The sequence below is a fragment of the Caballeronia sp. ATUFL_M2_KS44 genome (assembly GCF_023630965.1).
In the GTDB taxonomy this organism is placed as follows: Bacteria; Pseudomonadota; Gammaproteobacteria; order Burkholderiales; family Burkholderiaceae; genus Caballeronia; species Caballeronia concitans.
This window is the reverse complement of record NZ_JALQEA010000039.1, coordinates 100,835-125,788: the sequence shown is the minus strand read 5'-3', so window position 1 is coordinate 125,788 and position 24,954 is coordinate 100,835. Positions and strand designations below refer to the sequence as shown.

20 protein-coding genes and 1 pseudogene are annotated in these 24,954 nt (G+C 63.1%); 10 read left to right on the top strand and 11 right to left on the bottom strand.

Translation table 11 applies throughout. The annotated features are described in order from the left end of the window. Window positions 1-2: 2 nt before the first annotated feature. Window positions 3-1,040 carry an amino acid ABC transporter substrate-binding protein gene (locus tag NCR39_RS15895; RefSeq protein WP_250453048.1) on the bottom strand — a complete coding sequence of 346 codons (1,038 nt, stop codon included), beginning with the start codon at window positions 1,038-1,040 and terminating at the stop codon, window positions 3-5. Window positions 1,041-1,152: 112 nt separating this feature from the next. Continuing rightward, window positions 1,153-2,043 (bottom strand): hypothetical protein, encoded by an 891-nt coding sequence (locus tag NCR39_RS15890; RefSeq protein ID WP_250453647.1) that lies wholly within the window; start codon window positions 2,041-2,043, stop codon window positions 1,153-1,155. A gap of 211 nt (window positions 2,044-2,254) precedes the next feature. Here NCR39_RS15890 and NCR39_RS15885 point away from each other — a divergent pair, with 211 nt between their 5' ends. The 4 genes from NCR39_RS15885 (at window position 2,255) to NCR39_RS15870 (ending at window position 6,266) form a co-directional block, all read left to right on the top strand. Next, window positions 2,255-2,767, top strand: a complete 513-nt coding sequence (locus NCR39_RS15885; RefSeq protein WP_502800225.1) for a hypothetical protein — start codon at window positions 2,255-2,257, stop codon at window positions 2,765-2,767. Next, window positions 2,748-3,857: an AI-2E family transporter gene (locus NCR39_RS15880; protein WP_250453047.1), complete on the top strand. Its 1,110-nt coding sequence runs from the start codon at window positions 2,748-2,750 to the stop codon at window positions 3,855-3,857. The genes NCR39_RS15885 and NCR39_RS15880 overlap by 20 nt, the downstream gene beginning before the upstream one ends. A 25-nt stretch (window positions 3,858-3,882) precedes the next feature. Next, window positions 3,883-5,589, top strand: coding sequence for a SulP family inorganic anion transporter (locus NCR39_RS15875; RefSeq protein ID WP_250453046.1), 1,707 nt, complete (start codon window positions 3,883-3,885; stop codon window positions 5,587-5,589). A 74-nt stretch (window positions 5,590-5,663) separates the two neighbouring features. Then, window positions 5,664-6,266 (top strand): VIT1/CCC1 transporter family protein, encoded by a 603-nt coding sequence (locus NCR39_RS15870; RefSeq protein WP_250453045.1) that lies wholly within the window; start codon window positions 5,664-5,666, stop codon window positions 6,264-6,266. 29 nt (window positions 6,267-6,295) lie between these two features. On the opposite strand, the gene NCR39_RS15865 is transcribed toward NCR39_RS15870, so the two are convergent. Beyond that, a complete protein-coding gene (locus NCR39_RS15865; protein ID WP_250453044.1) occupies window positions 6,296-6,457 on the bottom strand; it encodes a hypothetical protein in 162 nt (53 codons plus the stop codon). Between the two features lie 330 nt (window positions 6,458-6,787). Here NCR39_RS15865 and ptsP point away from each other — a divergent pair, with 330 nt between their 5' ends. Together ptsP and ptsG are read left to right on the top strand one after the other, a co-directional pair. Beyond that, the gene (gene ptsP, locus NCR39_RS15860) at window positions 6,788-9,319 is read left to right on the top strand and encodes a phosphoenolpyruvate--protein phosphotransferase (RefSeq protein WP_250453043.1); all 2,532 of its coding nucleotides are present in this window, start codon (window positions 6,788-6,790) and stop codon (window positions 9,317-9,319) included. Between the two features lie 12 nt (window positions 9,320-9,331). Then, window positions 9,332-11,122, top strand: a complete 1,791-nt coding sequence (ptsG, locus tag NCR39_RS15855) for a PTS glucose transporter subunit IIBC (RefSeq protein WP_250453042.1) — start codon at window positions 9,332-9,334, stop codon at window positions 11,120-11,122. A gap of 101 nt (window positions 11,123-11,223) precedes the next feature. Here ptsG and NCR39_RS29910 read toward each other — a convergent pair. The 5 genes and pseudogenes from NCR39_RS29910 to NCR39_RS15830 form a co-directional block, all read right to left on the bottom strand. Beyond that, window positions 11,224-11,331: pseudogene (locus NCR39_RS29910) on the bottom strand (AraC family transcriptional regulator); the annotation flags it as partial. A gap of 255 nt (window positions 11,332-11,586) precedes the next feature. After that, window positions 11,587-12,957 (bottom strand): sigma-54-dependent transcriptional regulator, encoded by a 1,371-nt coding sequence (locus tag NCR39_RS15845; protein ID WP_250453041.1) that lies wholly within the window; start codon window positions 12,955-12,957, stop codon window positions 11,587-11,589. Further along, entirely contained in the window at window positions 12,942-14,426 is a 1,485-nt protein-coding gene (locus NCR39_RS15840; protein ID WP_250453040.1) for a sensor histidine kinase, read from the bottom strand. The genes NCR39_RS15845 and NCR39_RS15840 overlap by 16 nt, the downstream gene beginning before the upstream one ends. 89 nt (window positions 14,427-14,515) lie before the next feature. Next, complete coding sequence (locus tag NCR39_RS15835) at window positions 14,516-15,181, bottom strand: HAD family hydrolase (protein ID WP_250453039.1); 666 nt, start codon at window positions 15,179-15,181, stop codon at window positions 14,516-14,518. 403 nt (window positions 15,182-15,584) lie between these two features. Then, on the bottom strand, window positions 15,585-16,838 hold the full coding sequence (locus NCR39_RS15830; RefSeq protein WP_250453038.1) for a right-handed parallel beta-helix repeat-containing protein: 1,254 nt from the start codon (window positions 16,836-16,838) through the stop codon (window positions 15,585-15,587). A 654-nt stretch (window positions 16,839-17,492) separates the two neighbouring features. On the opposite strand from NCR39_RS15830, the gene NCR39_RS15825 reads away from it, so the two are divergent. The 3 genes from NCR39_RS15825 to NCR39_RS15815 all read left to right on the top strand — a co-directional run bounded on the left by NCR39_RS15825 (window position 17,493) and on the right by NCR39_RS15815 (window position 19,834). Continuing rightward, window positions 17,493-18,197 carry a hypothetical protein gene (locus NCR39_RS15825; RefSeq protein WP_250453645.1) on the top strand — a complete coding sequence of 235 codons (705 nt, stop codon included), beginning with the start codon at window positions 17,493-17,495 and terminating at the stop codon, window positions 18,195-18,197. A gap of 97 nt (window positions 18,198-18,294) precedes the next feature. Continuing rightward, window positions 18,295-18,711 (top strand): ribbon-helix-helix domain-containing protein, encoded by a 417-nt coding sequence (locus tag NCR39_RS15820; RefSeq protein WP_250453037.1) that lies wholly within the window; start codon window positions 18,295-18,297, stop codon window positions 18,709-18,711. 34 nt (window positions 18,712-18,745) lie between these two features. Beyond that, entirely contained in the window at window positions 18,746-19,834 is a 1,089-nt protein-coding gene (locus tag NCR39_RS15815; RefSeq protein ID WP_250453036.1) for an extracellular catalytic domain type 1 short-chain-length polyhydroxyalkanoate depolymerase, read from the top strand. 92 nt (window positions 19,835-19,926) lie between these two features. Here NCR39_RS15815 and NCR39_RS15810 read toward each other — a convergent pair whose 3' ends face one another. Further along, window positions 19,927-21,024 (bottom strand): nickel/cobalt efflux transporter, encoded by a 1,098-nt coding sequence (locus tag NCR39_RS15810; RefSeq protein WP_250453035.1) that lies wholly within the window; start codon window positions 21,022-21,024, stop codon window positions 19,927-19,929. A gap of 13 nt (window positions 21,025-21,037) precedes the next feature. After that, on the bottom strand, window positions 21,038-21,310 hold the full coding sequence (locus tag NCR39_RS15805; protein ID WP_250453034.1) for a metal/formaldehyde-sensitive transcriptional repressor: 273 nt from the start codon (window positions 21,308-21,310) through the stop codon (window positions 21,038-21,040). Window positions 21,311-21,351: 41 nt separating this feature from the next. Between NCR39_RS15805 and NCR39_RS15800 the strand changes: the two genes are divergently transcribed. Then, window positions 21,352-22,566: an MFS transporter gene (locus NCR39_RS15800; RefSeq protein ID WP_250453033.1), complete on the top strand. Its 1,215-nt coding sequence runs from the start codon at window positions 21,352-21,354 to the stop codon at window positions 22,564-22,566. A gap of 14 nt (window positions 22,567-22,580) precedes the next feature. Here NCR39_RS15800 and NCR39_RS15795 read toward each other — a convergent pair whose 3' ends face one another. After that, on the bottom strand, window positions 22,581-24,896 hold the full coding sequence (locus NCR39_RS15795; protein ID WP_250453032.1) for a PAS domain S-box protein: 2,316 nt from the start codon (window positions 24,894-24,896) through the stop codon (window positions 22,581-22,583). Window positions 24,897-24,954 lie beyond the last annotated feature (58 nt).

Sequence of the window (24,954 nt, the reverse complement as noted above, 5' to 3'; positions counted from 1 at the left end):
CGCTATTGCATCGGCGGTGCGTACATCAGGCCGCCGCGCGTGTAGAGGTCGTTGAGTCCGCGTTCGATCTTGAGCGTACTGCTCGCGCCCAGATTCCTGTCGTACATTTCTCCGTAATTACCCGCGCTTTTCAGCGCACGAAGCGTCCATCCGGCATCGATGCCGAGCGATGCCGTGACCGTCTCATCCGGAACGAGCGCACGCGCGACGTTGGGATCGCGTATGCGCTCCGATACGTTCCGGCGCGTCACGGCCAGTTCCTCCGCGCCGATCAGCGTATAGAGCACCCAACGCACGATCACGAGCCACGCGATATCGTCGTCGCGCACGGCCGGCGCGTGAGGTTGCCGGGAGATGCGCTCGGAGAGAATCGTCATGGACGCGGGGCCATCGGGTGCGCGGCGCTTGAGCGTCGCCAGGAGAGACGCATCGGCCGTCATGGCGCTGCATCGGCCCGTGATGAAACTCTGCATGAGTTCGTTGACGGAGCCGACGCGCAAAGGCTTCAGATCGAGCCCGTTCGCATTCGAATAACTGACGAGATTCGTTTCGCTGGACGTATCGCGCTGCACGCAGACAGCCGCGCCCTTGAGCGACGAGAGCGTGCGAACGCCGCTTTTCGTCGACACCATGAAAGCCTGCGCGTCGTAAAAGAGCACGCCTGCGAACTGCACGCCGACCGTGGCTTCGCGCAGCAGCGTCCACGTAGTGTTGCGCGCGAGCAGATCGATGCGGCCCGTTCTCAGCGCAGGAAAACGGGCCGACGTCCTGAGCGGAACGAAGGCGACCTTGTTGCCGTCGCCGAGCGTCGCGGCGGCGACCGCGCGGCAGAAGTCGGCATCGATGCCGGACCAATGACCCGATGCATCCAGCTCGGAGAAACCGGCGATGCCTTCACTGACGCCGCATCGCAGGATGCCTCTTCCCTTGACCTGCGCGAGCGTTTCCGATCCCGTTGCGCGGCCGATCGCGTGCGAACTCGACAGCGCGAGCAACAATGCGCCGGCAATCGCCGCGATGCAACGCGTTGGTCGTTTCATGGTCTGTCAGTGTCGAGTGGTTCGGGCCGCTTCGACCGCGCTCATGCATGATTTGAGTTGTAGATGAAACACCCGTCAGTTCAAGCAGACTTTGGACGCGCAATCTCGCGAGTCAAAAGCTGACGGCGAAACCGAATGAAACTCCATGCACGTTGTGGCCGAACACATAGCGCACCATCGCCCGCGTGCGTGTGATGACAACCGGATACCGGCTGCTGTCGAGTTCGAGACCCACGCCTACCGATGTCAGATCATTGAAGCCCAACACGCCCGCGCTCTCGCCGAAGTAATGCGAGTACGCGGTTTCGAGGACATAGCGCACAGGACGGTCGAGCGCGGAAAGACCCGTCGGCGCGCGCCACCGCGCCCACAAGCTGAATTGCTGCGCGGTCGCCGAACCCTCGACTGCCGAAGACGATCCGCCGAAGCTGCGTAAATAGATATCAGTCGCGCGGAGTTCGAGGTCGATCTCATAGTGCTCGCGATAATGCTCGAGATCGAGCATGAGCGAACCGCCTACGCCGTATGCGTTGAGCGCACCGTCTTCGAGAAACTGAAGGTTCGCGTCGGCGACATGATTGAAGACCGTCTGCGCAATGCGCAGATCGCTCGCGACGCGGCCGAGCATGCCGTTGATGATCGGCCTGAAGCGCAGTTCGCTCGTGATCGGAAAGTCCCAGCCTATGCCGACAGTCGTGCTTGCTGTGTTCCACTTCGCCGGTACAGGGCGTGCCTGTCCGCCGTCACTTGCAACGAAGGTCGGATCGTAGCGGCTATATGCAACAGTGCCTTCCAGATAGAGCGGAAAGGACCGGCTGAGCGTGAAGCCGCCGCCCAGTTGCGTCTGGCCGAAGCCCGGGTTGCCGGTCGCGCCGCTGTTGATCGAGAGCGAACTCGTGGTGACGTCCGGCACCGCGGTGTAGGACATGACCGCCAGCACGGCATCCGCATAGCGCTTGACGTTGGTGCCGACGACCGTGCGATCGGGCGCGCCTTGCGCCATCGCGGCGTCCCATGCGACGGCGGCGAGAAGCACGAGCACTCTGACGATACGCAGCCGCCACGATGAGAAGGTCGGATTTCGCATGCACGGAGCCCGGTTCGATAGAGAACGGCCATCGCATGGAAAAAATGTAGCGCACCGATCGTCGGACGCCAAGCAGTCGTGACGGAGAGCGTTCGCCGATCGATGCAATGACGGTCGAACTCCGTCGATGATGTACTACGCTATAAAGATTCGGCCACAAGGCGGTAAGCGGTTGTTTAGTGAAGGACCGGAGGACTCAATGAATGCTCACGTCCCGCTGTCCGTGCTGATGCTTGCCGTTCTCATGGCGGGCTGCAACACGCCGCCGATCCCTCCCGGAAAGTCAGTCGATATACCGACTGCACTCGAAAACGTACTCGACGGGCTGTGTCGTTTCAAAAAAGCGCAGGCTGACAGCAAACAGAACTACGGCGTCGCCGTCGATTCGGTGACCGTGCAGCTCGATCTCACTGTCGACGGTGGACAGACGCCGCCCGTATCGGTCGCGCCCGATATCAAGTTCATCCCGACGGTCAGTTACGGGCACATCATCACGGCGACCACCGGCAGCCGGCTGATCGTGACGCTCAAGAATATCGACGGTGTAAGCGGCTCCGTCATTCGATGCGATGCATCGGCGGCCGCGACCGGGCGTTCCAGTGAATCGACGGAGGGACGAAATGCTGTCGCCGATCACTGAACGCACCGTATCGAGAGAACTGCTCGACGTGCTGATCCGCGCGGGACTCGTTGCCGTGCTCGCCGTTTTCTGTTTTCGCGTATTCGTCCCGTTTCTCAATCTGATGGTGTGGGCGTTGATTCTCGCGGTCACGCTCTATCCGCTGCAGGCGCGGCTGCGCCGTCCATTCGCGGGCCGGGAAGGATTGATCGCCACGCTGATCGTCGTCGCTGCGTTCGTCATCATTCTCGCGCCGACTTATCTGCTCGGCGTTGCAGTGGCCAACTCGATCGAACGTGCAATGGCCGTCTTCAGGAGCGGCAGTTTCCGCATTCCACCGCCCGCCGATTCGGTGGCCGCGTGGCCGCTCGTCGGGCAACGGGTGTACGACTTCTGGACGCAGGCATCCACCGACATGACGGGACTCGCGCAGAAGTTCGCCCCGCAACTGAAGGAAGCGGGGCTTACGGTGCTCGGCACGGTCACGGGTCTCGGTGCGGGCCTGCTCGTGTTCTTCGTCGCGCTCGTCGTCGCGGGCATCTTCATGGCGCACGGAGAAAAGGGCTATCAGAGCGCCGTGCAGATTGCCTCGCGAATCTCCGGACCGGGAAACGGCCAGCAGATCGCCGACCTGTGCACCGCCACCATTCGCGCCGTCGCGCAGGGCGTGGTCGGCATTGCATTCATCCAGATGCTGTTGATCGGCGTCGCATTCATCGTCATGGGAATTCCCGGCGCGGGCCTGCTCGCACTCGCGATATTGCTCATCGGAATCATGCAACTGCCGGCGACGTTGATCACCTTGCCCGTCATCGTCTTCGTGTTCCTCACGCGAGGCGTCAGCACGACGGCGATCCTCTTCGCGATCTATGTCTTCGTCGCGGGTCTCGCCGATAACGTGCTGAAGCCGCTGCTGCTCGGACGCGGCGTCGCGGTCCCGATGCCGGTCGTGCTGATCGGCGCGCTCGGCGGCATGGTGACGGGCGGCGTCATCGGCCTGTTCATCGGTCCTGTCATGCTCGCCGTGGCTTACAAGCTCTTCTGGCGCTGGGTGAGAGACCAGCCGGAAGCGGACCCGGCGATCGACGATCAACGGCCTGTCGCCCACTGAAGCGTCTTGCGGAGGGCGCGCGATCATGTCGACCGATACACCCGTACACGCGCGCGCCCGCTTCCGCATGCCGGTGCTCGAATGGGTTCGCGGCTACCGGAGCGCGTGGCTCAAGCCGGACATCGTCGCGGGAGTCACCGCCGCGGCGGTCGTCCTTCCCAAAGCGATGGCTTATGCCACGGTGGCCGGGCTTCCCGTCGAGGTCGGGCTTTACACGGCCTTCGTTCCGATGGTGATCTACGCGCTATTCGGATCGTCACGGCCGCTGAGCGTCAGTACGAGCGCGACGCTCGCGATCCTCACCGCCGCCGCGATAGGCGAGGTTTCTTCCGGCGGCGGGACCACCGCGCTGCTGACCGCGACCGCGACGCTCACGCTTCTGGTCGGCGTGATTCTCGCGCTTGCGTCGCTATTGCGACTCGGATTCGTCGCCAATTTCATATCGGACCCCGTACTGACGGGCTTCAAAGGCGGCATCGCCGTGGTCATCGTCCTCGACCAGTTGCCCAAGCTGTTCGGCGTGCACTTCGCGAAAGGCAGCTTCTTTCACAACATCTGGGCGCTCGTCACCGCCCTTCCGCATGCGTCGATCAACACGGTCGCCGTGGCCTTCGCGACGATCGCGATTTTGATCGCGCTGGAACATTTCTACCCGAAGTCGCCGGCTCCGCTGATCGCGGTCGGATGCGGCATCGGTGCCGTCGCCGCGCTCGGCTTGCAGGCGCACGGCGTCGAGATCGTGGGGCATATTCCAACCGGACTGCCGCCGCTCATGAAGCCGGACCTCTCGCTGATCGAAGCGCTCTGGCCTGCGGCAGCGGGTATCGCGCTCATGAGCTTTACCGAAACAATCGCTTGCGGACGCGCGTTCGTGCAAAGCGGGGAGCCGCTGCCATCGCCGAACCGGGAACTGCTGGCGACGGGCTTAAGCAATATGGCGGGCGCCCTGTTCGGTTCCATGCCCGCAGGCGGCGGAACGAGCCAAACGGCATTGAACCGGCAGGTGGGCGCGCGTTCGCAACTCGCGGAGCTGGTGACCGCCTGCGTCACGCTCGGCACCATGATTCTCCTCGCACCGCTGATCGGTCTCATGCCGCACGCGACGCTCGCCGCAGTGGTCATCGTCTACTCGATCGGGCTCTTCAAGCCAGCGGATTTTCGCGCGATTCTCGCCGTCAGGCGCACCGAATTCGTCTGGGCGATCGTCGCGCTCGTGGGCGTGGTCTTGCTCGGCACGTTGAAGGGCATTCTCATTGCGATTGTCGTTTCGCTCGTGGCGCTCGCCCACCAGGTCTCCGATCCGCCTGTTCACGTCTTGCGGCGCAAACGCGGAACCAACGTGTTTCGCCCTGTCTCGGACGAGCACCCCGACGACGAACAGTATCCCGGCATGCTGCTTTTGCGGCCCGAGGGAAGGATCTTCTTCGCGAATGCATCCAACATCGGGCACAAGATAATCGCGTTCATCGAGCAAACGCGTCCCGAATTGGTCGTGCTCGATATGCGTTCGGTCTTCGACCTCGAATACTCGGCCTTGAAGATGCTGACCGAAGGCGAGAAGAAATATCGCGAAGCCGGAGTCAGTTTATGGCTCGTCGGACTCAGCCCGGCGGTATATGGCGTCGTGCAGAAGTCGCCGCTCGGAAAAACCTTGGGCCGCGAGCGCATGTTTCTCAATCTCGAACAGGCCGTTGCCGCGTGGCTCGACTTGCAGAAACGGCGTGCGCAGTGAAGCTGGTCGGACGCGAGCGGGAGCACATCATGTCGCAAAGCGAGCCGGGTCCGGTTCTCGATCCAATCGACAGAGTGTCCGAGATCGTCTTCGGTGTCCTCATGGCGCTTTCGTTCACGGGCGCGCTCAGCGTTTCAACCGCCGGGCGACAGGAAATCCGGACCTTGCTGTTCACTGCGCTCGGTTGCAACCTTGCGTGGGGACTCGTCGATGCAGTCATGTATCTTCTTCGCACCGCCACCGACCGGCGCAGGAAGAAAGCGCTTCTCGCGCGACTAAGGCGCACCGAGACCGAGCCCGAGGCATGCCGCCTGATACAGGATGCGCTGCCGCCACTCATTTCCGATGTCATTCGCCCTCAAGCGTTACAGGCGCTTCATCAATCGCTGCTAGCGGTGCGCGAGCCGCCTCATCGACTGGTATTCAGGGATTACTCGGCTGCAGCCGGAATCTTTCTTCTCGTGGTTCTTGCGACTTTCCCGGTCGTCGTGCCGTTCATCTTCATACCGAAGATCGCCGTCGCGCTGCGTGTCTCGAACTTGCTGGCGATCGCGACGTTATATATAGGCGGCGCGATGCTCGGGCGTTACGCCGGCGGCAGACCGTGGGTGTATGGTCTCGCGTTGTCTGCAATAGGCGTCGGACTGCTTTCCATCATCATCGCGCTGGGGGGATGATTGCGCGTTACGTCGATATACACGCGTGTTCACAATGCCGCTATTTGTTTCTCGCGGACGGAATCAGCCGCAGGTTCACTTTCGGCGGGTGCCGTCGGCGCAGTCGCCGCTGGCGGAGCTTGCGACACCGATCCTTTAATGAGGTAGCCAGTCGAAGTCAGAAAGATGGCGAGCAACAGGACGAATTCCATAGCGGTCACCTTGAACGTGATTCGCCAGCACACGAAAGGCATGCGTCTTCGCTGCAATAGATGCATAGGAGTGTAGACATTCCTTATTGCAATAAAAAGGATGCGATGAAGAGGCCGAATACGTTTTTAAATGAGAGAACCATACAAACTCACTGATCCGACTCTCAAGCCAAGTCAAGTAACCGACACGAACCCGAAAGTGGAAACATACATCAGCGAATCGTCGTCGCTTTGCCTATGATCTACGTTAGGTGATTCGCGTCCCTGCAATGTGTGGTCCAACGTCTAGGGTATCGACCTCGAACCGTCAAGGGACAAGGAGTCGTTCACATGAAAGCTCCGCGACGTTTGGAGCGGATCGAGTTGATGGCGCCGGTATCGGGCGTGATGGTGCAACTCGAATCCGTGCCCGATCCGGTCTTTGCGCAGAAGATGGCCGGCGACGGCGTCTCCATCGATCCCACTTCCGACGAACTGCTCGCGCCGCTTTCCGGCACGGTCACGCAGTTGCATCGCGCGGCGCACGCAGCGACGATCACCGGCGAAGGCGGCTTGCAGGTGCTGATCCACATCGGTCTCGATACCGTGATGCTGCGCGGCGAAGGCTTCACGCCGCTCGTCAAGGAAGGCGATACCGTCACGACAGGCCAGCCGCTGATCCGCTTCGATCCCGTTATCGTCGGTGCGAGGGCCGTGAGCCTGCTCACCGAGATGGTCATCGCCAATGGCGAACTCGTCACCCGCTACATGCCCGCGACCGGCCTCGTCACGGCGGGCAAGGACGTCGCGCTGTCGGTGGAATTCGTCGGCGGCAAAAGTGCCGATGCCAACGGCAGCGCGGCCGATGCGACCGTCTCGGACGAAGTCACGCTGCCGAATCCGCAAGGGCTGCACGCGCGCCCCGCCGCCGTGTTCGCCGCCGAAGCCAAGAAGTACAAATCCGAGATCCGCGTCTTGCGAGGCGACGACAGCGCCAACGCGAAATCCATCGTCGCGCTGATGGCGCTGGCGACCGCGTTCGGCGACAAGCTGCGCGTCGAGGCGGCCGGTCCCGATGCGGGCGAAGCGGCCGCCGCGCTCGCACGCCTGCTCGCGTCGGGTTCGGGCGAGAAGCCCGGCGATGCGCCCGCGCCCGCCGCTTCCGCAGCGGAAACGGTCGCGCCGAAGCCCGCCGCGTCCACGGATGCGAACGAATTCAGCGGCGTTTCGGCGTCGCCGGGGCTCGCGGTCGGCAAGATCCTGCAGTTCCGTCGCGAGGTCATCGACGTGGCGGAGGCCGGAGAATCGCCACAACGCGAGCGCGCACGGCTCGACGCCGCGCATCACGAAGCGCATCAGCAAATCGAGGCGTTGAAGGCGAAACTGACCGATCCGTCGAAAGCGCAGATTCTCGACGCGCATCTCGAACTGCTCGACGACCCGGATCTCAACGACATGTCCATCGCCGGCATCAGCGAGGGCAAGAGCGCGGGCTTCGCGTGGCGCGCCGCCTTCGAAACGCACGCGAGCAATCTGGAGCGTCTCGACAACGCGCTCTTGCGCGAACGCGCGAGCGATATCCGCGATGTCGGCCGGCGCGTGCTCGAGCTGCTTACGGGCGTGAAAGAGGCGCATATCGACGTGCCCGAGGAATCCATTCTGATTGCCGAAGAACTGTCGCCTTCCGATACCGCCTCGCTCGATCGCACCAAGGTGCTCGGCTTCTGCACGACGACGGGCGGCGCGACGAGCCATGTCGCGATTCTCGCGCGCTCGCTCGGCATTCCGGCGATCTGCGGTATCGACGAAGCCGCGCTGCAATTGCCCGATGGCGCGCTCGTCGTGCTCGACGGCTCGAACGGCACGCTGCGGCGCAACCCCGGCGCGGACGATCTCGCGAAGGCACGCGAGCGCATCGCGCGGCAGACGAAGAAGCGCGAGGAAGAGAAAGTCGCCGCGAGCAAGCAGGCGATGACGGCGGACGGGCATCGCGTCGAAGTGGTGGCGAACATCCGCAATGCAAAGGAAGCGCGCGATGCGGTCGCGGCGGGCGCCGAAGGCGTCGGCCTCTTGCGCTCCGAGTTTCTCTTCGATAACCGCGACACCGCGCCATCCGAAGACGAACAGGCCGCCGAGTATTGCGCGGTCGCCGAAGCGCTCGGCCGCGAAAGGCCGCTCGTCGTGCGCACGCTCGATGTCGGCGGCGACAAACCGCTCTCCTATCTGCCGCTGCCGAAGGAAGACAACCCGTTCCTCGGGCTGCGCGGCGTGCGCGTGAGCCTCGATCGTCCCGACTTCTTCCGCGTGCAGTTGCGCGCGATTCTGCGGGCCGCGCCCATCGGCAATCTGCACGTCATGTTCCCGATGGTCGCGTCCATCGAGGAAGTGCGCGCGGCAAGACGGATGCTTCAGGAAGAAGCAGGCGATCGCATCGGCAGCGTGAAGATCGGCGTGATGATCGAGGTGCCGTCCGCCGCGCTCATCGCCGAGCCGCTCGCGCGCGAAGTCGATTTCTTCTCCATCGGCACCAACGATCTGACGCAATACGCGCTCGCGATGGATCGCGGGCATCCGAAGCTCGCCAAGCAGGCCGACGCGCTTCATCCGGCCGTGTTGCGCCTCATCGGCATGACGGTGGATGGCGCGCATCGGCACGGCAAGTGGGTAGGCGTGTGCGGCGGCATTGCATCGGACGCGATGGCGGTGCCGGTGCTCGTGGGCTTAGGCATCGATGAACTGTCGGTCAGCGTCCCTGCCGTCGGTTCGATCAAGGCGCAACTCGCGCGTTTCACGATGGACGAAGCCCGCGCGCTCGCGTCGAAAGTCGTCACGCTCGGCACGGCTGCCGAAGTGCGCGCGCTGCTCGCGCCGTACGCGGAATGATCGGAGAACGACATGTTCAAGAACGCATTCGGCGTGGTGCAGAAAGTCGGCAAATCGCTGATGCTGCCGGTCGCGGTGCTGCCCGTCGCGGGCCTGCTGCTCGGCCTCGGCGCGACCGATTTCCACGGCTACGTGCCCGCCATCGTGCTCGCGCTGATGAAGAACGCGGGCGACGTGATCTTCGGCAACCTGCCGCTCATCTTCGCGATCGGCGTCGCGCTCGGCTTCACCGAAAACGACGGCGTATCGGGCATTGCCGCGACCATCGGCTATCTCGTGATGACGGCGACGCTCGGCGTGATCGCGAAGGTCGAAGGCGTCGAGCCGGACATGATCATGGGCATTCCGTCCATCCAGACCGGCGTGTTCGGCGGCATTCTCGCGGGCGGCCTCGCGGCGTGGATGTTCAACCGCTACTACAAGATCGCGCTGCCGCCGTATCTCGGCTTCTTCGCGGGCAAGCGCTTCGTGCCCATCGTCACGGCGATCGGTTCCATCGTGCTCGGCGCGATCCTTTCCGTCGTGTGGCCGCCTATCGGCAGCGCGATCAAGGCGTTTTCGCAATGGGCCGCCGTGTCCGATCCGCGCACGGCGGCGACCGTGTACGGCTTCGTCGAGCGTCTTCTGATTCCGTTCGGTCTCCATCACATCTGGAACGTGCCGTTCTTCTTCGAAGCGGGCAGCTTTCTCGATCCGACGACCGGCAAGGTCGTGCACGGCGACATCAACCGCTTCTTCGCGGGCGATCCCACCGCTGGCATTCTGGCGGGCGCGTTCATGTTCAAGATGTTCGGCCTGCCCGCCGCCGCCATCGCTATCTGGCATTGCGCGAAGCCCGAAAAGAAGAACGCGGTCGGCGGCATGATGGTGTCGGCGGCATTGACTTCCTTCCTCACCGGCATCACCGAGCCGATCGAGTTCGCGTTCCTGTTCGTCGCGCCGGTGCTGTATTTCATTCACGCGTGTCTCGCGGCATCGGCGCAATTCGTCGCCAATACGCTGAACATGCACATGGGCTTCACGTTCTCGCAGGGCGGGATCGACTTTCTGATGTTCAACCTCATCGGCAACAAGGCGACGCACGCGTGGTACGTGTTCATCCTCGGGCCGATCTACGCGGCGATCTATTACTGCGTGTTCCGCTTCGTCATTACTCGCTTTAATCTCAAGACGCCGGGCCGCGAAGACGATACCGTGGATACCGCTCCGGTCAGCACCAGCGGCGAAGGCGGAAGATCGCGCGATCTCGTGCTGGCCTTCGGCGGGCGCTCGAACATCAAGAGTCTCGATGCATGCATCACGCGATTGCGCATCACGGTGAACGATCCCGCGCTCGTCAACGATGCGCGGCTGAAGGCGCTCGGCGCGGCGGGCGTGGTGCGCGTGGGCAACGGCGTGCAGGCGATATTCGGGCCGCTGTCGGAGAACATGAAGACCGACATGCAGGAGTATCTGAAGACCGCGGGCAGTGATGCGGATTTGCCGGCGGCGGGCGTTGCTGCCGCCGCTGCCGCTCCTGATGCGGCGGCCACGGCTGTCGTGGCTACCGCGCAGGATACGGCGCAATACAAGGCGCGCGCCGAGAAGATTCGCGCGGCGCTGGGCGGCGCGAGCAACATCGTCAAGCTCGAACCGCTGGCGGCCACGCGCTTGCGCGTCGCACTCGACGATGCGTCGCGTCTCGATGACAACGCGCTCAAGGCAGCAGGCGTGCCCGCGAAACAGACGCTTTCCAGCGGCGAAGTCGATCTGCTCGTGGGACTCGAAGCGCCGGATCTGGCGAGCGCGATGCAAGCGGCTTAACTGGAAGCGGTTCGCGTCCAGCAGGCGCTCGACGACCCGCTTGCCATCAACCGTTCACTCTCAATTCACGCACGCCGCGACCGAGTTTCCGGCGAAGCAGAGAACGCCAGCGGCGATTTGCCGAGCACGAATTCCGTCCGGCGCTGCAACGTGCGCGTGTGGACGTGAAGCGCATTCGCCGCATCCTGTAACGAGAAGCCGTTCGAGAGACGCGAGCCTGAGATCGTGTGCCGAACCGCGCGACCAAGTCCTTGGCGAATCGTCGAGCCACGGGCGGCGGGAGCTTGATGACCGCGCCGTCGGAAGGATCACGCCGTCGGCTCGCCGCGAGGCGCGGTCGTGACGTGCGCCACCTGCCCTTGCGCGCTCGCACGCGACAGCCCTTCTCCGCGTGCGGCGCGCGCCAAGGCGGTGAGATGTGCAGAAACCCGACAGCGCGTGTCCGATTCCTTGACGGTTCGCGGCTATACGGAAGCGTCGGACATGCCGAGCGCCGCCATGCGCGTGTACAGCGACTGCCGGCTGATGCCGAGCCGGCGCGCCGCCTCCGCGCGATTGCCGCCCGATGCACAGAGCGCATGAACGATCAGCGCACGCTCCAGCCGCGCCACCGCTTGCGGGAGCGGAAGTTCGAGCAGCGTCGGGGGAATCGCGTCGTCCGCGCTGTCTTTCGTCGCGGCCAGAAACGCGAAGTCATCGCGTGTGAGCACCTGTCCGGGCGCGAGCGCGCTCGCCCGTTCTATCGCGTTCGCAAGCTCGCGGACATTGCCCGGCCAGGCGTAGGTGGCGAGCAGGCGCTGAGCATCGGCGGAAAGATGCTTGCGCGCGGCATCGGACGATGCGCCTGCAAGGAAATGCTCCGCGAGCGGCAGGATATCGGCGACCCGCTCGCGCAGCGGCGGCATGTGCAACGGAATCACGTTGAGGCGAAACAGCAGGTCCTGACGAAACGTGCCCGCCTCGACCATCGACGCGAGATCGCGATGCGTGGCGGCGACCACGCGCACATCGACCGTCACGACGCGATTCGTGCCGAGCGGCGTGACTTGCCGTTCCTGCAGCACGCGCAGGAGTTTGGCCTGCATCGGAAGCCGCATGTCGCCGACTTCATCGAGAAAGAGCGTGCCGCCATGCGCCGCTTCGACCCGCCCTCGCCTGTCGCCCTGCGCGCCGGTGAAGGCGCCCTTGCCGTGCCCGAAAAGCTCGCTCTCAAGCAGATCGTCGGGAATGGCCGCGCAATTCACCGCGACGAAAGGCCCGTTCGCGCGCGACGACGCCCGATGCAGCACGCTCGCCGCGACTTCCTTGCCGGTACCCGTTTCGCCGGTGATGAGCACGGTCGAATCCGCGCCCGCCGCGCGGCCGAGGCGCTTCTGCACCTCGCGCATGGCTTCGCTCACGCCGAGCAGTTTCGGCTCGGCAGACGCGGCTTCGTCGGCGAATACGCGCGCGGCAGGCGCGCCCGCCTCTGCCGACAAAATGCGCCCGAGCAGCGCGGCGATCTCGTCGCGTCCGACCGGCTTGGTGAGATGCTCGAACGCGCCGAGCCGCATGGCGCCGATGGTGTTGTCGCTCGTCGCGTGCGCGGTGAGCATCACGACCGGCACGGTCTGCAGCGCCGCCGTCTTGCGCAGCGTTTCGAGCACGGCGAGTCCATCCGCGCCCGGCAAGCGGAAGTCGAGAAAGATGCAGTCCGGCGCGGGACGCGCGCGCAACTGCGCGAACGCTTCATCGCCGGAGCGCGCTTCGAGCGGCGAATGACCGAGGTCCTGCACCGTCTCGGCAAGGCCTTCGCGAAAAGCGTCGTCGTCGTCGATGATCAGGATGGTCGCCATGGCAAGTCGATCACAAAGCACGTCACGTTGGAATCGTCCGCAAGGAAAGCGCGGCCACCGTGCGCCGACGCAATCTCGCGCACGACGGCAAGACCGAGGCCCGATCCTTCCGGGCGGCCCGTCACGAACGGCTCGAAGATGCGCTCGCGCTCGGACGGACTGACGCCGGGACCATTATCGACGACTTCGATTCTGAGCCTCGCGCCTCCGTCCGACGCCGCGCAGCACGCGCGAACCGTGACGTTGCCGCCTGACGGCGCGTGCCCGAGCGCGTTCACGATGAGGTTGTCCAGCGCGCGCGCCAGTTGCGCGGGATCGAAGACCGGCTGTGTCCCGCTTTGCGCGACGTCCGCGCCGAGCGAAACATGTCTCGCTTCGGCGCGCGATTCATGCGTATGAACGATATCGTCGATCCACGCGCGAAGATCGACCTCGCGTGCGCGGACCGTCACCGATTGCGTGAGCGCGAGCAGGCTCGTCACCTGCGACTCGATGCGTCCCACCTGCTCGATCACCGTCCTCAACGCGGCTTCCCGGCGCGCGCCGTCGCCTGCGAGCGCGTTTTCGGCCTTGAGACGCATCGCGCCCGCCGGATTGCGGATCTCATGCGCGATCTGCGCCGCCATCTTCCCCAGCATGCTGAACCGTTCTGCCTGCGCGAGCTGCTGGTTCAGCGCGTGGGCATCGCGCTTGAGCCGCTCGGCACGCTCGCCATAACGGTTGAGCGCATCGACGATCGGGTCGAGATCGCGTTCGCCGAATCGGTCGAGCCGCTTGCCGTGCTCGAAATCGCCGCCGGGCGCGAGCGCGTGTTCCAGCAACATGAGGTTGCGCCGCCATCGCCTGAGCGTCAGCGCCAGGAACAGCGCGAGCACGACGATGAGCGCGAGCACGCTCGCAAGAATGGCCGTGGCGCGCTCGCCGTAAGGTCCGAGCGGAGGGCGCGCGCGCGTGAGCGTCCACGCGAGCAGGCCGGCGTGATGCGGCACGGGACAGGCCACCGCGAGCACGGCATCGGTTCCGCTCGACACGACCTCGGCCTGCAACTGTCCGGCACCCGATGCGCTCTTCAGCGCGCGCAGAATGAGCGGCGTCTCGGCTTCGGGAATGTCGCGCTTGAGGCCGCTGCCGCCGTAGGTAGGAAACGCGTACGCGACGAAACCGCTCGACGCTTTCGAAGGCGGATCGGTGGTCCAGAAGCCGCCTTCGATGCCATCGGTCTGGATCAGCACGAGATCGAGCACGGCGTGCATCAGGTCGACATTGGTTTCGCCGGAATGCTGCATCGACAAGTCATAGCGCGAAGCAACCGCCGTGCAGGCGGCCGCGGCTTGCTGCTTCGCGGCGACGACGCGCTCGCCCAGCGCCGACGACAACATGAGCCATACCGCGACACTCAGCAAGCCGCAGAGCGCGGCGATCAGAATCCAGAGCGTGAGAAGCTGAGTGGAAAACGACGGTTTCGGCATGAAAGGATCATGAGCGAACGGAGGTGTCGGACTCTGATGCAAATCCTCTGCCAAGGGCACGCGCAACGGAGCGCGGACCGGGAAACGCCTCAGCCGAGCTTCGACAGCGAGAATGTTTCAAGCCCGAGCTTCGCGGCCAGTTCTTCGGGCGACCGCACGATCTGCGCTTCGGAAGAAAAGAGCGCGGCGGCTTCGTCATCGACGGGCCAGCCGATCACCCGCATGTTCGCGGCGATGGCGCCGCCCGCGCCGGTCGGACTGTCTTCGACCGCAACGACCTCTTCCGGCGCGAGACGCAGGAGCCACGCTGCGCGCTCGTACGGCTCCGGACTCGGCTTGCCGTGACGCACGTCGTTGACGCTGACCGAGATGAGCGAAGGCTCTTCGATACTAAGCGCGCGCAGGTTCGCTTCGAGCAACATGCGCGACGCGTTCGATACGATCGCCTGCGTGATGCCCGCCGCCTTCGCCGCGCGATACACCTCGAGCGCGCCGGGACGCGGCACGAGCTTGGGCGCGCCGTTCAGATACGCCCGCGCACGAAACGCCGACCATTCGCTGTAATCGACGGCGAGCCCGAAGCGATCGCGCACGAGCGCATGCACTTCGCGCCCGGTCTTGCCGAAGACGAGCGGATGCATTTCATTGCCGGCTTGAACGCCGTGATGCGCGAGCGCCTCGACGAGCGTCGCCAGATGCAGCGACTCGCTCTCGATGAGCGTGCCGTCCATGTCCCACAGAATTGCCTTGATCAAAGCGTGATTGTCCTTGTGCATGCGCTCTGCACGCGTGTGCGTGGAGCGCGTCGTAGAACTGCCGTGCGTTCGGGTGATGTCGCTCGCGATGCGCGCAAACCGTCCGCGTGCCGTTGCCGCGAGGACAGCGCAGCGTATCACGTTGCATTTGGGGTTGGCAGGGGCGCGTATCGGCGTGCGATAGAAAGCAAAAATCGGCCTTGGCGGACGTCGCGAGGCCGATTGCATTTGGCGTCAGTGAGCCTGGCAGCTCGTTGACCTTTGCGGTCGAAGAAGATCGATGCGATGTGTTCCCTCCGCGCGCCGCCAAGCGGCCGCTACGCAAGCTCGGCCGACCAGGCCTTGTGTATTTTTTCTAGCTGGTCGGCAAACGCGAGCGGCACATCTCCGGGCTTAAGCGGGCTTAGCCCACCTTCGGATTCACGACCGACACCTTCGGGCCGTTGCTGTCCCAGTCGGCGAGATACCAGTTCTTCTTCCACACCGGGTTCGTGCTGGTGATCGCGCCCGTCACGACGCAGCCATTCAGCCGAAGACCCTGGACGTCGAATGAATCGGTGGTGCAGGTGTCGGTATGGTTCGTGATCTGGATGTCGACGTTCTTCGCGACCGGTCCCGGGAAGGCGCCGAGATAGACCAGAATGCCGCCGCCGGCGCAACCCCGAGTCGTCGGGCTGACGATCTTGATGGCCTGCAGCACGGCGTTGTTGTCGTTCGGCTCGATGTCGAGACCGCACGCCGGCGAAGTGCCCGCAATGTTTTCCCACAGCGGATTCGTGAACGTGATCCCGCTGCCGGACGTGATCGTCGCGCCCTGACGGCGGCAGCCGTTCGCGTGATGGCCGCTGATCGACACGTTCGAGCTGGGCTTGTTCGAGCCGCTCTGGCTATTGCCGATGTAGACGCCGTCGCCCCAGCAGTTGATCGTCGTCGGGTTCGTGATCGTGACGCCGGTCGAGCCGTTGATCGATATGCCCATGCCCCATTCGCCCGACGTGGCGGAGTTCAGTTCCTTGCTGCCGTCGAGGTACGGTGCTTCGATGTTCACGTTGCTCACGTCCCACACACGCATCATCTGATACGAGCCGGTGTTGTGCGCGAGCATCTTGATCGACGCGCCCTGCGCGAAGCGGATATGCGTGTTCGTGTGCAGCGTGAGACCGGTCGTGTCGATACGGCTCTGGCCCGTGATGAGGAGAATCTGACCGACCGAGCCGTCGATGGCAGCCTGAAGCGCCGCGCGGTCGTTGGTGGTGCCATCGCCCTTCACGCCGAACGACTTGTCTTGCAGCACGCCGCTGGTGCTGGTGTTGCTGGCGCCTTGCGAGCCGGTGCTTGCCGCGGTGCCGCGCGGGTCAGCGGTGCCGAGGCTTTGCCACGGCGAGGTTCCGTTCTTGAACCAGTTGCCGGCCGAGTTCTTGCCATAGACCGCGCCGTTGAAATACAGGAGCGTCGTGTACGCGAGCGGGGAACCCGTCCCCATGGTCACGCCGTTGCGCGTCGCGTGGCCGCCCACGAGCGTCCAGATGGCGCCCGAGCTATCCGTGATGGACGCTGCCGGCGGAATAACCGTTCCGCTCGAAGAGGCGGCTTTTGCCACGGCCGCCGTGTTTGCCGCGTCGGCGCCGGCTTCGCTGCCGCCACCGCAGGCGGCCAAGGCGGCGCTTCCTGCGCCTGCCATCATGTAAGACAAGAAATTTCTACGCGTCAAAGGTGCGTTGATTTTATTGGCGACGCTAAACAGGGAATTTTTGTCCTGCGTTTTGGTAAGAGTATTCGAAGACACAGAAAATTATTCACGTTTGCTTGAGGAGGTCGAAGTATAGAGTCCTAAAACGACCGCAAACGTTTCTGGATGTAACACTCTGAAATTAGAAGAGGCTGCCTTTTATTCATACCGTAGGCGGAAAAAGCGCCCGCAATCGTTTGCTTTTTCGAAAAGACTGGACGCCTAATTTCAGAAAATAACCCTATGTCGGTAAATGATTTATCAGCTTTTAGCGATATAAGGTTTCAACGCCGTATATATTGCCGAGTAAAACTCGAACGGTCGTAGTAATTTCTAAGCAATACCAACCAACTCAATCGATTCGCATCCGCGTCGACGTTTCGTCATACGGCAACACGCGCAGTCGTCTCTACCGCTCTGCTTCGCACGCAGAGCAATACTTTCTGCGCGCGTTTACCCCGAATGTGCAGACGAAGCGGCCGAAGCCGGGGCGGAAAAACGCGCTCTTTGGACGTGACACGCGGCGGCGAAGGTGGCCGCTACAATCTCTCGACGATCCATCAACAGCATCGAATGCGAGACATGCTGACTTCCTTCTTCCGAAGCGGCGACGCCATCCGCAGCCGACGCCTGAGCGACATCGTTCTATCCGGCACGCTCGATTTGCCCGCGCCTTCTGCGGCCGTGCTTGCGGATTGGCGAAGAGAGACGTCGGCGCAACTCGCTCTCGAACCTGGTGACGTCGAGGCGATGCATCTGCCGCGCACGCAAGTGCGCTGGCCGGATTACAAGCGCTGCGTGAACGCTCTGTCCGACTGGCTAGGCGACCTGGGACTGTCCGCTGCGCTTGCCGATAGCCACATGGCGCTCATGGCCTGTCGTGGCGCGAGATATCACCATGACGGCGAGCAATACGGCGGCGCCGCCTTCTGCAATCTCTTCCTCAGCGAAGACAAGGGCCTCGATTTGCTCTTTCCCTCGACGGGCCAACGCATCGCCCTCGAGCGGGGAACCGCCGTGGTTTTCGATCCCGTTCAGCCGCATGGAGTCATTCTTCGCGGCAGGGACACTTTTTCTTCGGCCGACTTCGCCCCGGACCAGGACTTCACCCAGATCTTCCTGACGTGGGAATTGCCCATCGAAGACACCGGTATCTCGAATGCGCTGAAGATCGTCTTCGATACCGACCGCTCGACGTCGCTGCATCTCGATGACGAACAAGTCCGCCTGAACGGCTCACGAGCCGCCGTGTGCCCGGAATCGGGCCGGTGGCTCCGCGTCGGCTAGCGATCGACGTCTCTTCGGCTTTAGAAATCCGCGTTGACGCCCTCTTGAAATCAGCCTATAACCATCCACATGGATGGTAAGAGGAGGATATCGACAGATGGCAAAAGAAGTGCCGGATCGCTCACGAGGCAGCGAAACCGAAAAGATCACGATCAATCTCGGCCCGATCGACCTGGGCCAGATCGACTTGCTCGTCGAAGAAGGTTTTTATTCGAACCGCACGGATCTGATCCGGACGGCCATTCGCAACCAGTTGTCGATTCATGCTCCGGCCGTCAAGGACACCGTGACGCGGCGTGAATTCGTCCTGGGCCTTCAGCATTTTTCGAAGCAAGACCTCGAGGCGGCGTGCGCGGCCAATCAGCGTCTCAGGATTCAGGTGCTGGGATTGGCGAGCATTGCCACGGACGTCTCACCCGAACTCGCGCTGGCAGCGATCGACTCGATTCTCGTTCGAGGCGCGCTCCATGCATCACCGGCGGTCAAGGCCGCGTTGGCGGATCGCATCCGCTAATGCGCCTGACTCTTTTCCCGCTACCGGAAGACACATGAAACTCAATGAAGGATTTCTCGACTCGATGAAAGAGGCGTTCACCCTCTTTCGCAACAACGATCCCGCTGCGGCCGCGGAAATCGTCAAGCGCGCCATGCGTGGCGAACCGACGGACGCGGCAACGACGCATGCACACCCGCGTGACGACACGACCACGACGCGCTTCGCCGATCTCCTGCAACCTCGGCGTCCCGTTCATGCGACGCACACCGAAGCGGACGTGCAGGATCGCGGGCACTTCAGCACGCGGCGCTACGCGAACGCCGCTGGCCAGCGCGATTACAAGGTCTACGTTCCCGCCCAATATCGCAGTGAACCGCTGCCTCTGATCGTCATGCTGCACGGCTGCACGCAGGACGCCGACGATTTCGCAGCCGGCACGAAGATGAACGCGCTTGCCGAAACAGAAGGCTTCATCGTCGTTTATCCGATCCAGCCGCAAGGCGCGAACACATCGAAATGCTGGAACTGGTTCAGACCTGCCGATCAGCGGCGCGACCAGGGCGAGCCGTCGCTGATCGCGGGCATCACGCGAGAGGTCATGGCGAACTACAACGTCGATCCGAAACGCGTCTTCGTTGCGGGTCTTTCGGCGGGCGGTGCGATGGCGGCGATCGTCGCGCAAACCTATCCCGATCTCTACGCGGCAGCGGGCGTTCATTCGGGCCTGCCGGTAGGATGCGCGCACGACCTGCCGTCCGCGCTGGCGGCCATGCGCGGCGGCAAGGTGAAATCGAAAGCGAAGGACACGCATTACGCGCAGGCGTCGCAATGCCCGCTGATCGTTTTTCATGGCGATGCCGATGCCACCGTGCATCCTGCCAATGCCAACGAACTGGTGCGCGCGTTTTCCGCGAGTGAAGCGATACCCGTTCGCGCGTCGAGCAGCGATAGCCGCGCGAGAAAACACACGGTCCGGCACATGAAGTCGCAGACCGGCGCCGATGCCGAACTATGGATCATTCACGGCGCGCCTCATGCGTGGGCAGGAGGCTCATCGACGGGAAGCTATACCGATCCTTCCGGCCCCGATGCCAGCGCCGAGATGGTGCGATTCTTTCTCGAACATGCGCGTCGTGAGTGAGAACGATTTCGTTGAATCGCTCGGGTCGTGTGAATCGGCTATCCGCAATTCACACGCCGTCGGAAAGGCATCACGCGCGTATCGATCGATCATCAAGAGTGAACCGGCAGCGCCTGCCAGCCCGACCACGCCATATAAAACCCGACGCACAGAATAAGCATCGACGAGACATAAGGCGCGCGACGAGCCAGGTCGGAGAATCCGGACCAGCGCTTTTCGACATGCCGCACGCTGAGCGCCGCGAGCACGCCCGCCGATACCATCGTCACGGCAAGCCCGACGCTGAAGCACATCACAAGCAGGAAACCGAGCGAGAGTTGCTTGAGCTGAATGCACAAAAGCAGAACCGTGATCGCAGCCGGACAAGGAATGAGCCCGCCCGTCAAGCCGAACAACATGATTTGCGCGGTCGTTACGGTTCGGCCTTGAAAGCGTCGGCGAATATCGTCGGCATGCGCGCGTGCGTGCGCGTCGTCTTCGTCGCCGAGATTCATGTGGCTGTGATCGTGATGATGCTCGCTGAATGCGACGTCATAGTCGTGCGAGTGATCGCGATGCCCGATCGACACGCGCGCCGTGAATTCATGCGGCTCAGGAATGTCTTCGACCGATTCCAGATACTCGCCTTTGCTCGCCAAATGGAAGTGCTGCTGCGTGCCGTCCGCGCGAATGGTGCGAATGCCGATCGACTGTTCTCGAGGCGCACGAACCGCATGCTCGAAGCGGACACGGAAGCGCGGCGGCACGTTGTCTTCGAAGACTTCGAGCGCAATGACGCCGTGCCCCGTGTCGATCCTTCGCACTTCATCGTCATGATCGTGATGATGATGCGCATGATCCCTCTTTCGCTCGCGCCATGTCCGCCACAGCATCCATAGCGCGATGACAAGAATCAGTGCAGCCGATGCCATCTGCAGATACGGCTCCGTCGCCTCGCTGCTCCAGTCGCGGCCGAAATATTGCCCGCCTAAAGCGATGATCCAGACAATGGCCGTATGCGATACCGTCGCGCACAATCCGAGAAGAACCGCTTGCAGAACCGTTCCGCGAATAGCGATGATGAACGCGGCCATCATCGTCTTCGAATGACCGGGTTCGAGCCCATGAAGCGCGCCCAGCATGATGGCGCTCGGAATAAACAGCCAGAGGTGCGTTGTCCCCTGCTGCAACATGTCGGTAATCGAAATCATGGTGAATCGCTTGTTACTTGATGTAAGTGCGCAAGACGTCGATGAGTTCGGCCGCGCCGCGTGCCTGACTCGAATTGTCGCTAGCGGGATCGACGATGTGATGGCGAATATGATCTTCCATCACTTCCGCAGTCAGGCCGTTCACCGCCCCGCGCATCGACGCGACGAGCATGAGCACTTCCGCGCAACCGACTTCGTTTTCGAGCGCGCGCTCCAAGGCTTCGGCTTGTCCCTTGATGCGGCGAATGCGCGCCATGAGGCGCGCTTTATCCTTTGCTGTATGCATGACGATGTTTTCATATAAGGTAGGGGGGTATACTAACAGCCATGACGCAAAGCCAACAGCGACCCGGCATTCTTCGCCAGATACCACGAAGCGTCTGGGTGCTCGGGTGCGTGAGCCTGCTCATGGACGTATCGTCGGAAATCATCCATAGCCTTCTTCCGATGTTCATGTTCGCGAGCCTCGGCGCAAGCGCCACGACCATCGGCCTGATCGAAGGCATCGCGGAGGCCACCGCGCCCATCGTCAAGGTGTTTTCAGGCGCGCTGAGCGATTACCTTCGCAATCGCAAATGGCTCGCCGTTGCCGGCTATGCGCTCGGCGCATTGAGCAAGCCGCTGTTTGCGATAGCGCCGACGATAGGCGTCGTCATGACCGCGCGCGTCATCGATCGCATCGGGAAAGGCATCCGCGGCGCGCCACGCGACGCGCTCGTGGCCGACGTCACGCCGCCTCACCTGCGCGGCGCTGCATACGGATTGCGTCAGTCGCTCGACACCGTCGGCGCATTCCTCGGGCCGCTGCTCGCCGTCGGCATCATGCTCGCCTGGTCCGACAACTATCGCCTCGCATTCTGGATCGCTGTCATACCGGGATTGCTCGCGGTCGCGCTGCTGGCTATCGGCATCGAGGAGCCCACGCATGCGCACCATGCCGAAGGCACGAAGCGCGCGAATCCCATTCGCTGGCGCAAGCTCGTCGAACTCGGCAGCGGCTACTGGTGGATTGTCGCCATCGGCGCGGTGTTCTCGCTGGCGCGCTTCAGCGAGGCGTTTCTCGTTCTCCGCGCGATGCAAAGCGGCGTGCCCACGGCGCTCGTTCCACTCGTCATGGTCGCGATGAATGTCGTGTACGCGCTCTGCGCCTACCCGTTCGGCAAGCTCGCGGACAGAGTCAGTCATACGCGGCTGCTGATCGGCGGACTTGGCGTTCTCATCGCCGCCGATCTCGCGCTCGCACACGCGACGCATTGGGGGCTGGTCGTCGTGGGCGTCGCGCTTTGGGGCATGCATATGGGCATGACGCAAGGCCTGCTCGCGACCATGGTTGCACAGGCGGCGCCGCCTGATTCGCGCGGAACGGCGTTCGGTTTCTTCAACCTGTTCAGCGGCGGCGTGACGTTGCTGTCCAGCATTCTCGCTGGAGCGATTTGGGATCGCGTCAATCCGGCCGCCACGTTCTATGTCGGTGCAGGGTTTTGCGTCGCGACTATCCTGCTGCTTGCTTCGGTTCGCCAACGCCGCCATACGCTGCCTTAAGAGAAGCCATAACCTCAGCCCGGAAAGGTTTCCGCTGAATGCGGCGCGAAGTGATAGTTGTTTCTGCCCTTTCGTTTGGCTTCGTACATTGCCATGTCGGCGGCGGCCAATAGCGTGGCCGGCGTCGCTTGCACCGTTGCATCGCACAGTACGACGCCCACGCTCGTGGCTATCGTGACGTCGTGCTCGGACAATCGAAACGGGCTGTTCAGCGCAATGCAGATCGATTCGGCGATGCTTCTCGCAACGGCCTGATCGGCGACATCATGGCAAACAATGACGAATTCATCGCCTGCGAGACGGCTCGTGAAATCGCTGTTGCGCACCGTTTCCTTGAGGCGATGGCCGACTAGCCGCAATAGCTCGTCGCCTGTTTCGTGACCGTATGCATCGTTGACGGGCTTGAAGCCGTCGAGGTCCAGAAAGAACACGGCAAGCGCTTGCCGTTTCGCCGCATCGAGCCCGATGTGCTGCGCCAGATGCGCCAGCAGCGCACGACGATTCGGCAGGCCGGTAAGCGGATCGCGCAGTGCTTGCACCCTGAGTTCGCGTTCGGCGAGCCGACGCGCGGTGACGTCCTGCGCCAGCATGTAGAAGCCGATCACTTCGCGGCCACGCGTGTCCGGCACGAGCGAAACGCTCCACGTGCGCCCTTCGACTTCGCGGTCCTCGACATCATCGTGTTGCACACGCTCCCCCGCGAGCGCGCGGCGAAACGAAGGCAGCAGCGTGCGATACACCGCACGCGGCATGACCGTGGCCACGGGCTGTCCGCGCATCGATGCGATGTCGCGGTTCAGCAGCCGCCGATAACCCTCGTTGTTGAATTGATAGCGCAGCTCGCGATCGACGTAAGCGATCAGAACCGGCAAGCTGTCGGTGACCTTTTGAATCGCTTCGCGGCTTTCGATGATTTCGGCTTCGACACGCTTGCGCTCGCTCACATCCGTGATGAACGCGAAGAGCGTCTTGCCGCTCGGCGTGGCCGCCGTCGAGATACGCAATTCCGCCGGGAACGTATCGCCTGAACGGCGCAGCGCCAGGACTTCGATAGCCTTGGAGAGAATGACGGCGACGCCCGTGTGCATGAAGCGCCGCATGCCCGCATCGTGCGCGTCGCGCCACGTCGGCGGAATGATCGTCTCGACCATGGGCCGGCCCAATGCCTCGTGCCGGGCCCAGCCGAACATGTGCTCTGCCGCGTCGTTCCATTCGGTGATGTAGCCGTCGCCGTCGATTGCGACATACGCGTCCTGCGCATTGTCGATCACGGCCTGAAGGTGATGGTTCTGCGCACGCAGCATCGCTTCCGATGTCTCGCGGCGCGCGACTTCGCCGCGCAGTTGCACGTTCGTCGTGCGCAATTCGTCGGTGCGCTTCGCCACTTGCTCTTCGAGCGCGGCGCGATACTCGCGCTGAAACCGCTCGTTTTCCTTGCGCGCCTCGATGTCCTCGACCACGGCGATGACATGCAAAGGATCGCCGTTGTGAGTTCGCACGAGCGCGACATGCAACTGCACCCACAAGTGAGTGCCGTCCCTGCGCACATAACGCTTTTCGATCGTATAGGTAGCGATGACACCCGCCACCAACTGCCGCAGATGCTGCAAATCCTCCTCCAGATCCTCCACGAAGGTGATTTGCTGGAACGTCAGCGCTAGCAGTTCGTCGGCGCTGTAGCCGAGCATCTGGCACAGGTGCGAGTTCACTTCGATAAAGCGCCCGTCCAGCGCGACGATCGCGGTGCCGGTCGGCGTCTGCTCGAAGATGGTGCGAAAGCGCGCTTCGGAAAGACGGATGGCTTGCGCATCCGCTTGATGCAGCGCCCGCGCCGAGTGAGCCGTTTCACGCGTTGCCAGTTCGCGCTCGACCGTGTGCGCGAGATCGCGCATGGCGGCGCGCGCGTCGGTCGATAGTACGCGCGGCACGGTGTCGATCGCGCAAAGCGTACCGATCGCGTGACCTTCGGCGGAACGCAGCGGCACGCCGGCATAGAAGACGATCGACAGCGGTCCGGTGACAAGCGGGTTGTCGAAAAAGCGCGGATCGTTACGAGCATCTTCGACGACGAGCATGTCGCTTTCGAGCAGCGCGTGCGCGCAGAAAGCGATGCCACGCGGCGTCTCGCAGGCCTCCAGTCCCACGCGCGACTTGAACCACTGCCGATGTTCGTCGATCAGCGAAACGAGCGCGATGGGCACGCCGAGCATATGCGCCAGCACGCGCGTGATGCGGTCGAACGCTTCTTCTGGAGCAGTGTCGAGAATGGCGAGCCTGTGCAATACGCGCAGACGTTCGGTCTCGTCGGGCGGCAACGGAGCGACTTGCATGAATTGTCTTGTACGGCGGTGCAGGTGCGAGCAGTTCATTCTAATGCCAGTCGCCCGA

Bases quoted from the DNA above. Each gene is read 5' to 3' on its own strand.
- ptsG (WP_250453042.1), top strand. From the start codon at position 9,332: ATGTTCAAGAACGCATTCGGCGTGGTGCAGAAAGTCGGCAAATCGCTG.
- NCR39_RS15815 (WP_250453036.1), top strand. From the start codon at position 18,746: ATGAAACTCAATGAAGGATTTCTCGACTCGATGAAAGAGGCGTTCACC.
- NCR39_RS15820 (WP_250453037.1), top strand. From the start codon at position 18,295: ATGGCAAAAGAAGTGCCGGATCGCTCACGAGGCAGCGAAACCGAAAAG.
- NCR39_RS15825 (WP_250453645.1), top strand. From the start codon at position 17,493: ATGCTGACTTCCTTCTTCCGAAGCGGCGACGCCATCCGCAGCCGACGC.
- NCR39_RS15845 (WP_250453041.1), bottom strand. From the start codon at position 12,957: ATGGCGACCATCCTGATCATCGACGACGACGACGCTTTTCGCGAAGGC.
- NCR39_RS15795 (WP_250453032.1), bottom strand. From the start codon at position 24,896: ATGCAAGTCGCTCCGTTGCCGCCCGACGAGACCGAACGTCTGCGCGTA.
- NCR39_RS15800 (WP_250453033.1), top strand. From the start codon at position 21,352: ATGACGCAAAGCCAACAGCGACCCGGCATTCTTCGCCAGATACCACGA.
- NCR39_RS15810 (WP_250453035.1), bottom strand. From the start codon at position 21,024: ATGATTTCGATTACCGACATGTTGCAGCAGGGGACAACGCACCTCTGG.
- NCR39_RS15880 (WP_250453047.1), top strand. From the start codon at position 2,748: ATGCTGTCGCCGATCACTGAACGCACCGTATCGAGAGAACTGCTCGAC.
- NCR39_RS15840 (WP_250453040.1), bottom strand. From the start codon at position 14,426: ATGCCGAAACCGTCGTTTTCCACTCAGCTTCTCACGCTCTGGATTCTG.
- ptsP (WP_250453043.1), top strand. From the start codon at position 6,788: ATGAAAGCTCCGCGACGTTTGGAGCGGATCGAGTTGATGGCGCCGGTA.
- NCR39_RS15875 (WP_250453046.1), top strand. From the start codon at position 3,883: ATGTCGACCGATACACCCGTACACGCGCGCGCCCGCTTCCGCATGCCG.
- NCR39_RS15885 (WP_502800225.1), top strand. From the start codon at position 2,255: ATGATGTACTACGCTATAAAGATTCGGCCACAAGGCGGTAAGCGGTTG.
- NCR39_RS15865 (WP_250453044.1), bottom strand. From the start codon at position 6,457: ATGGAATTCGTCCTGTTGCTCGCCATCTTTCTGACTTCGACTGGCTAC.
- NCR39_RS15895 (WP_250453048.1), bottom strand. From the start codon at position 1,040: ATGAAACGACCAACGCGTTGCATCGCGGCGATTGCCGGCGCATTGTTG.
- NCR39_RS15805 (WP_250453034.1), bottom strand. From the start codon at position 21,310: ATGCATACAGCAAAGGATAAAGCGCGCCTCATGGCGCGCATTCGCCGC.
- NCR39_RS15890 (WP_250453647.1), bottom strand. From the start codon at position 2,043: ATGGCGCAAGGCGCGCCCGATCGCACGGTCGTCGGCACCAACGTCAAG.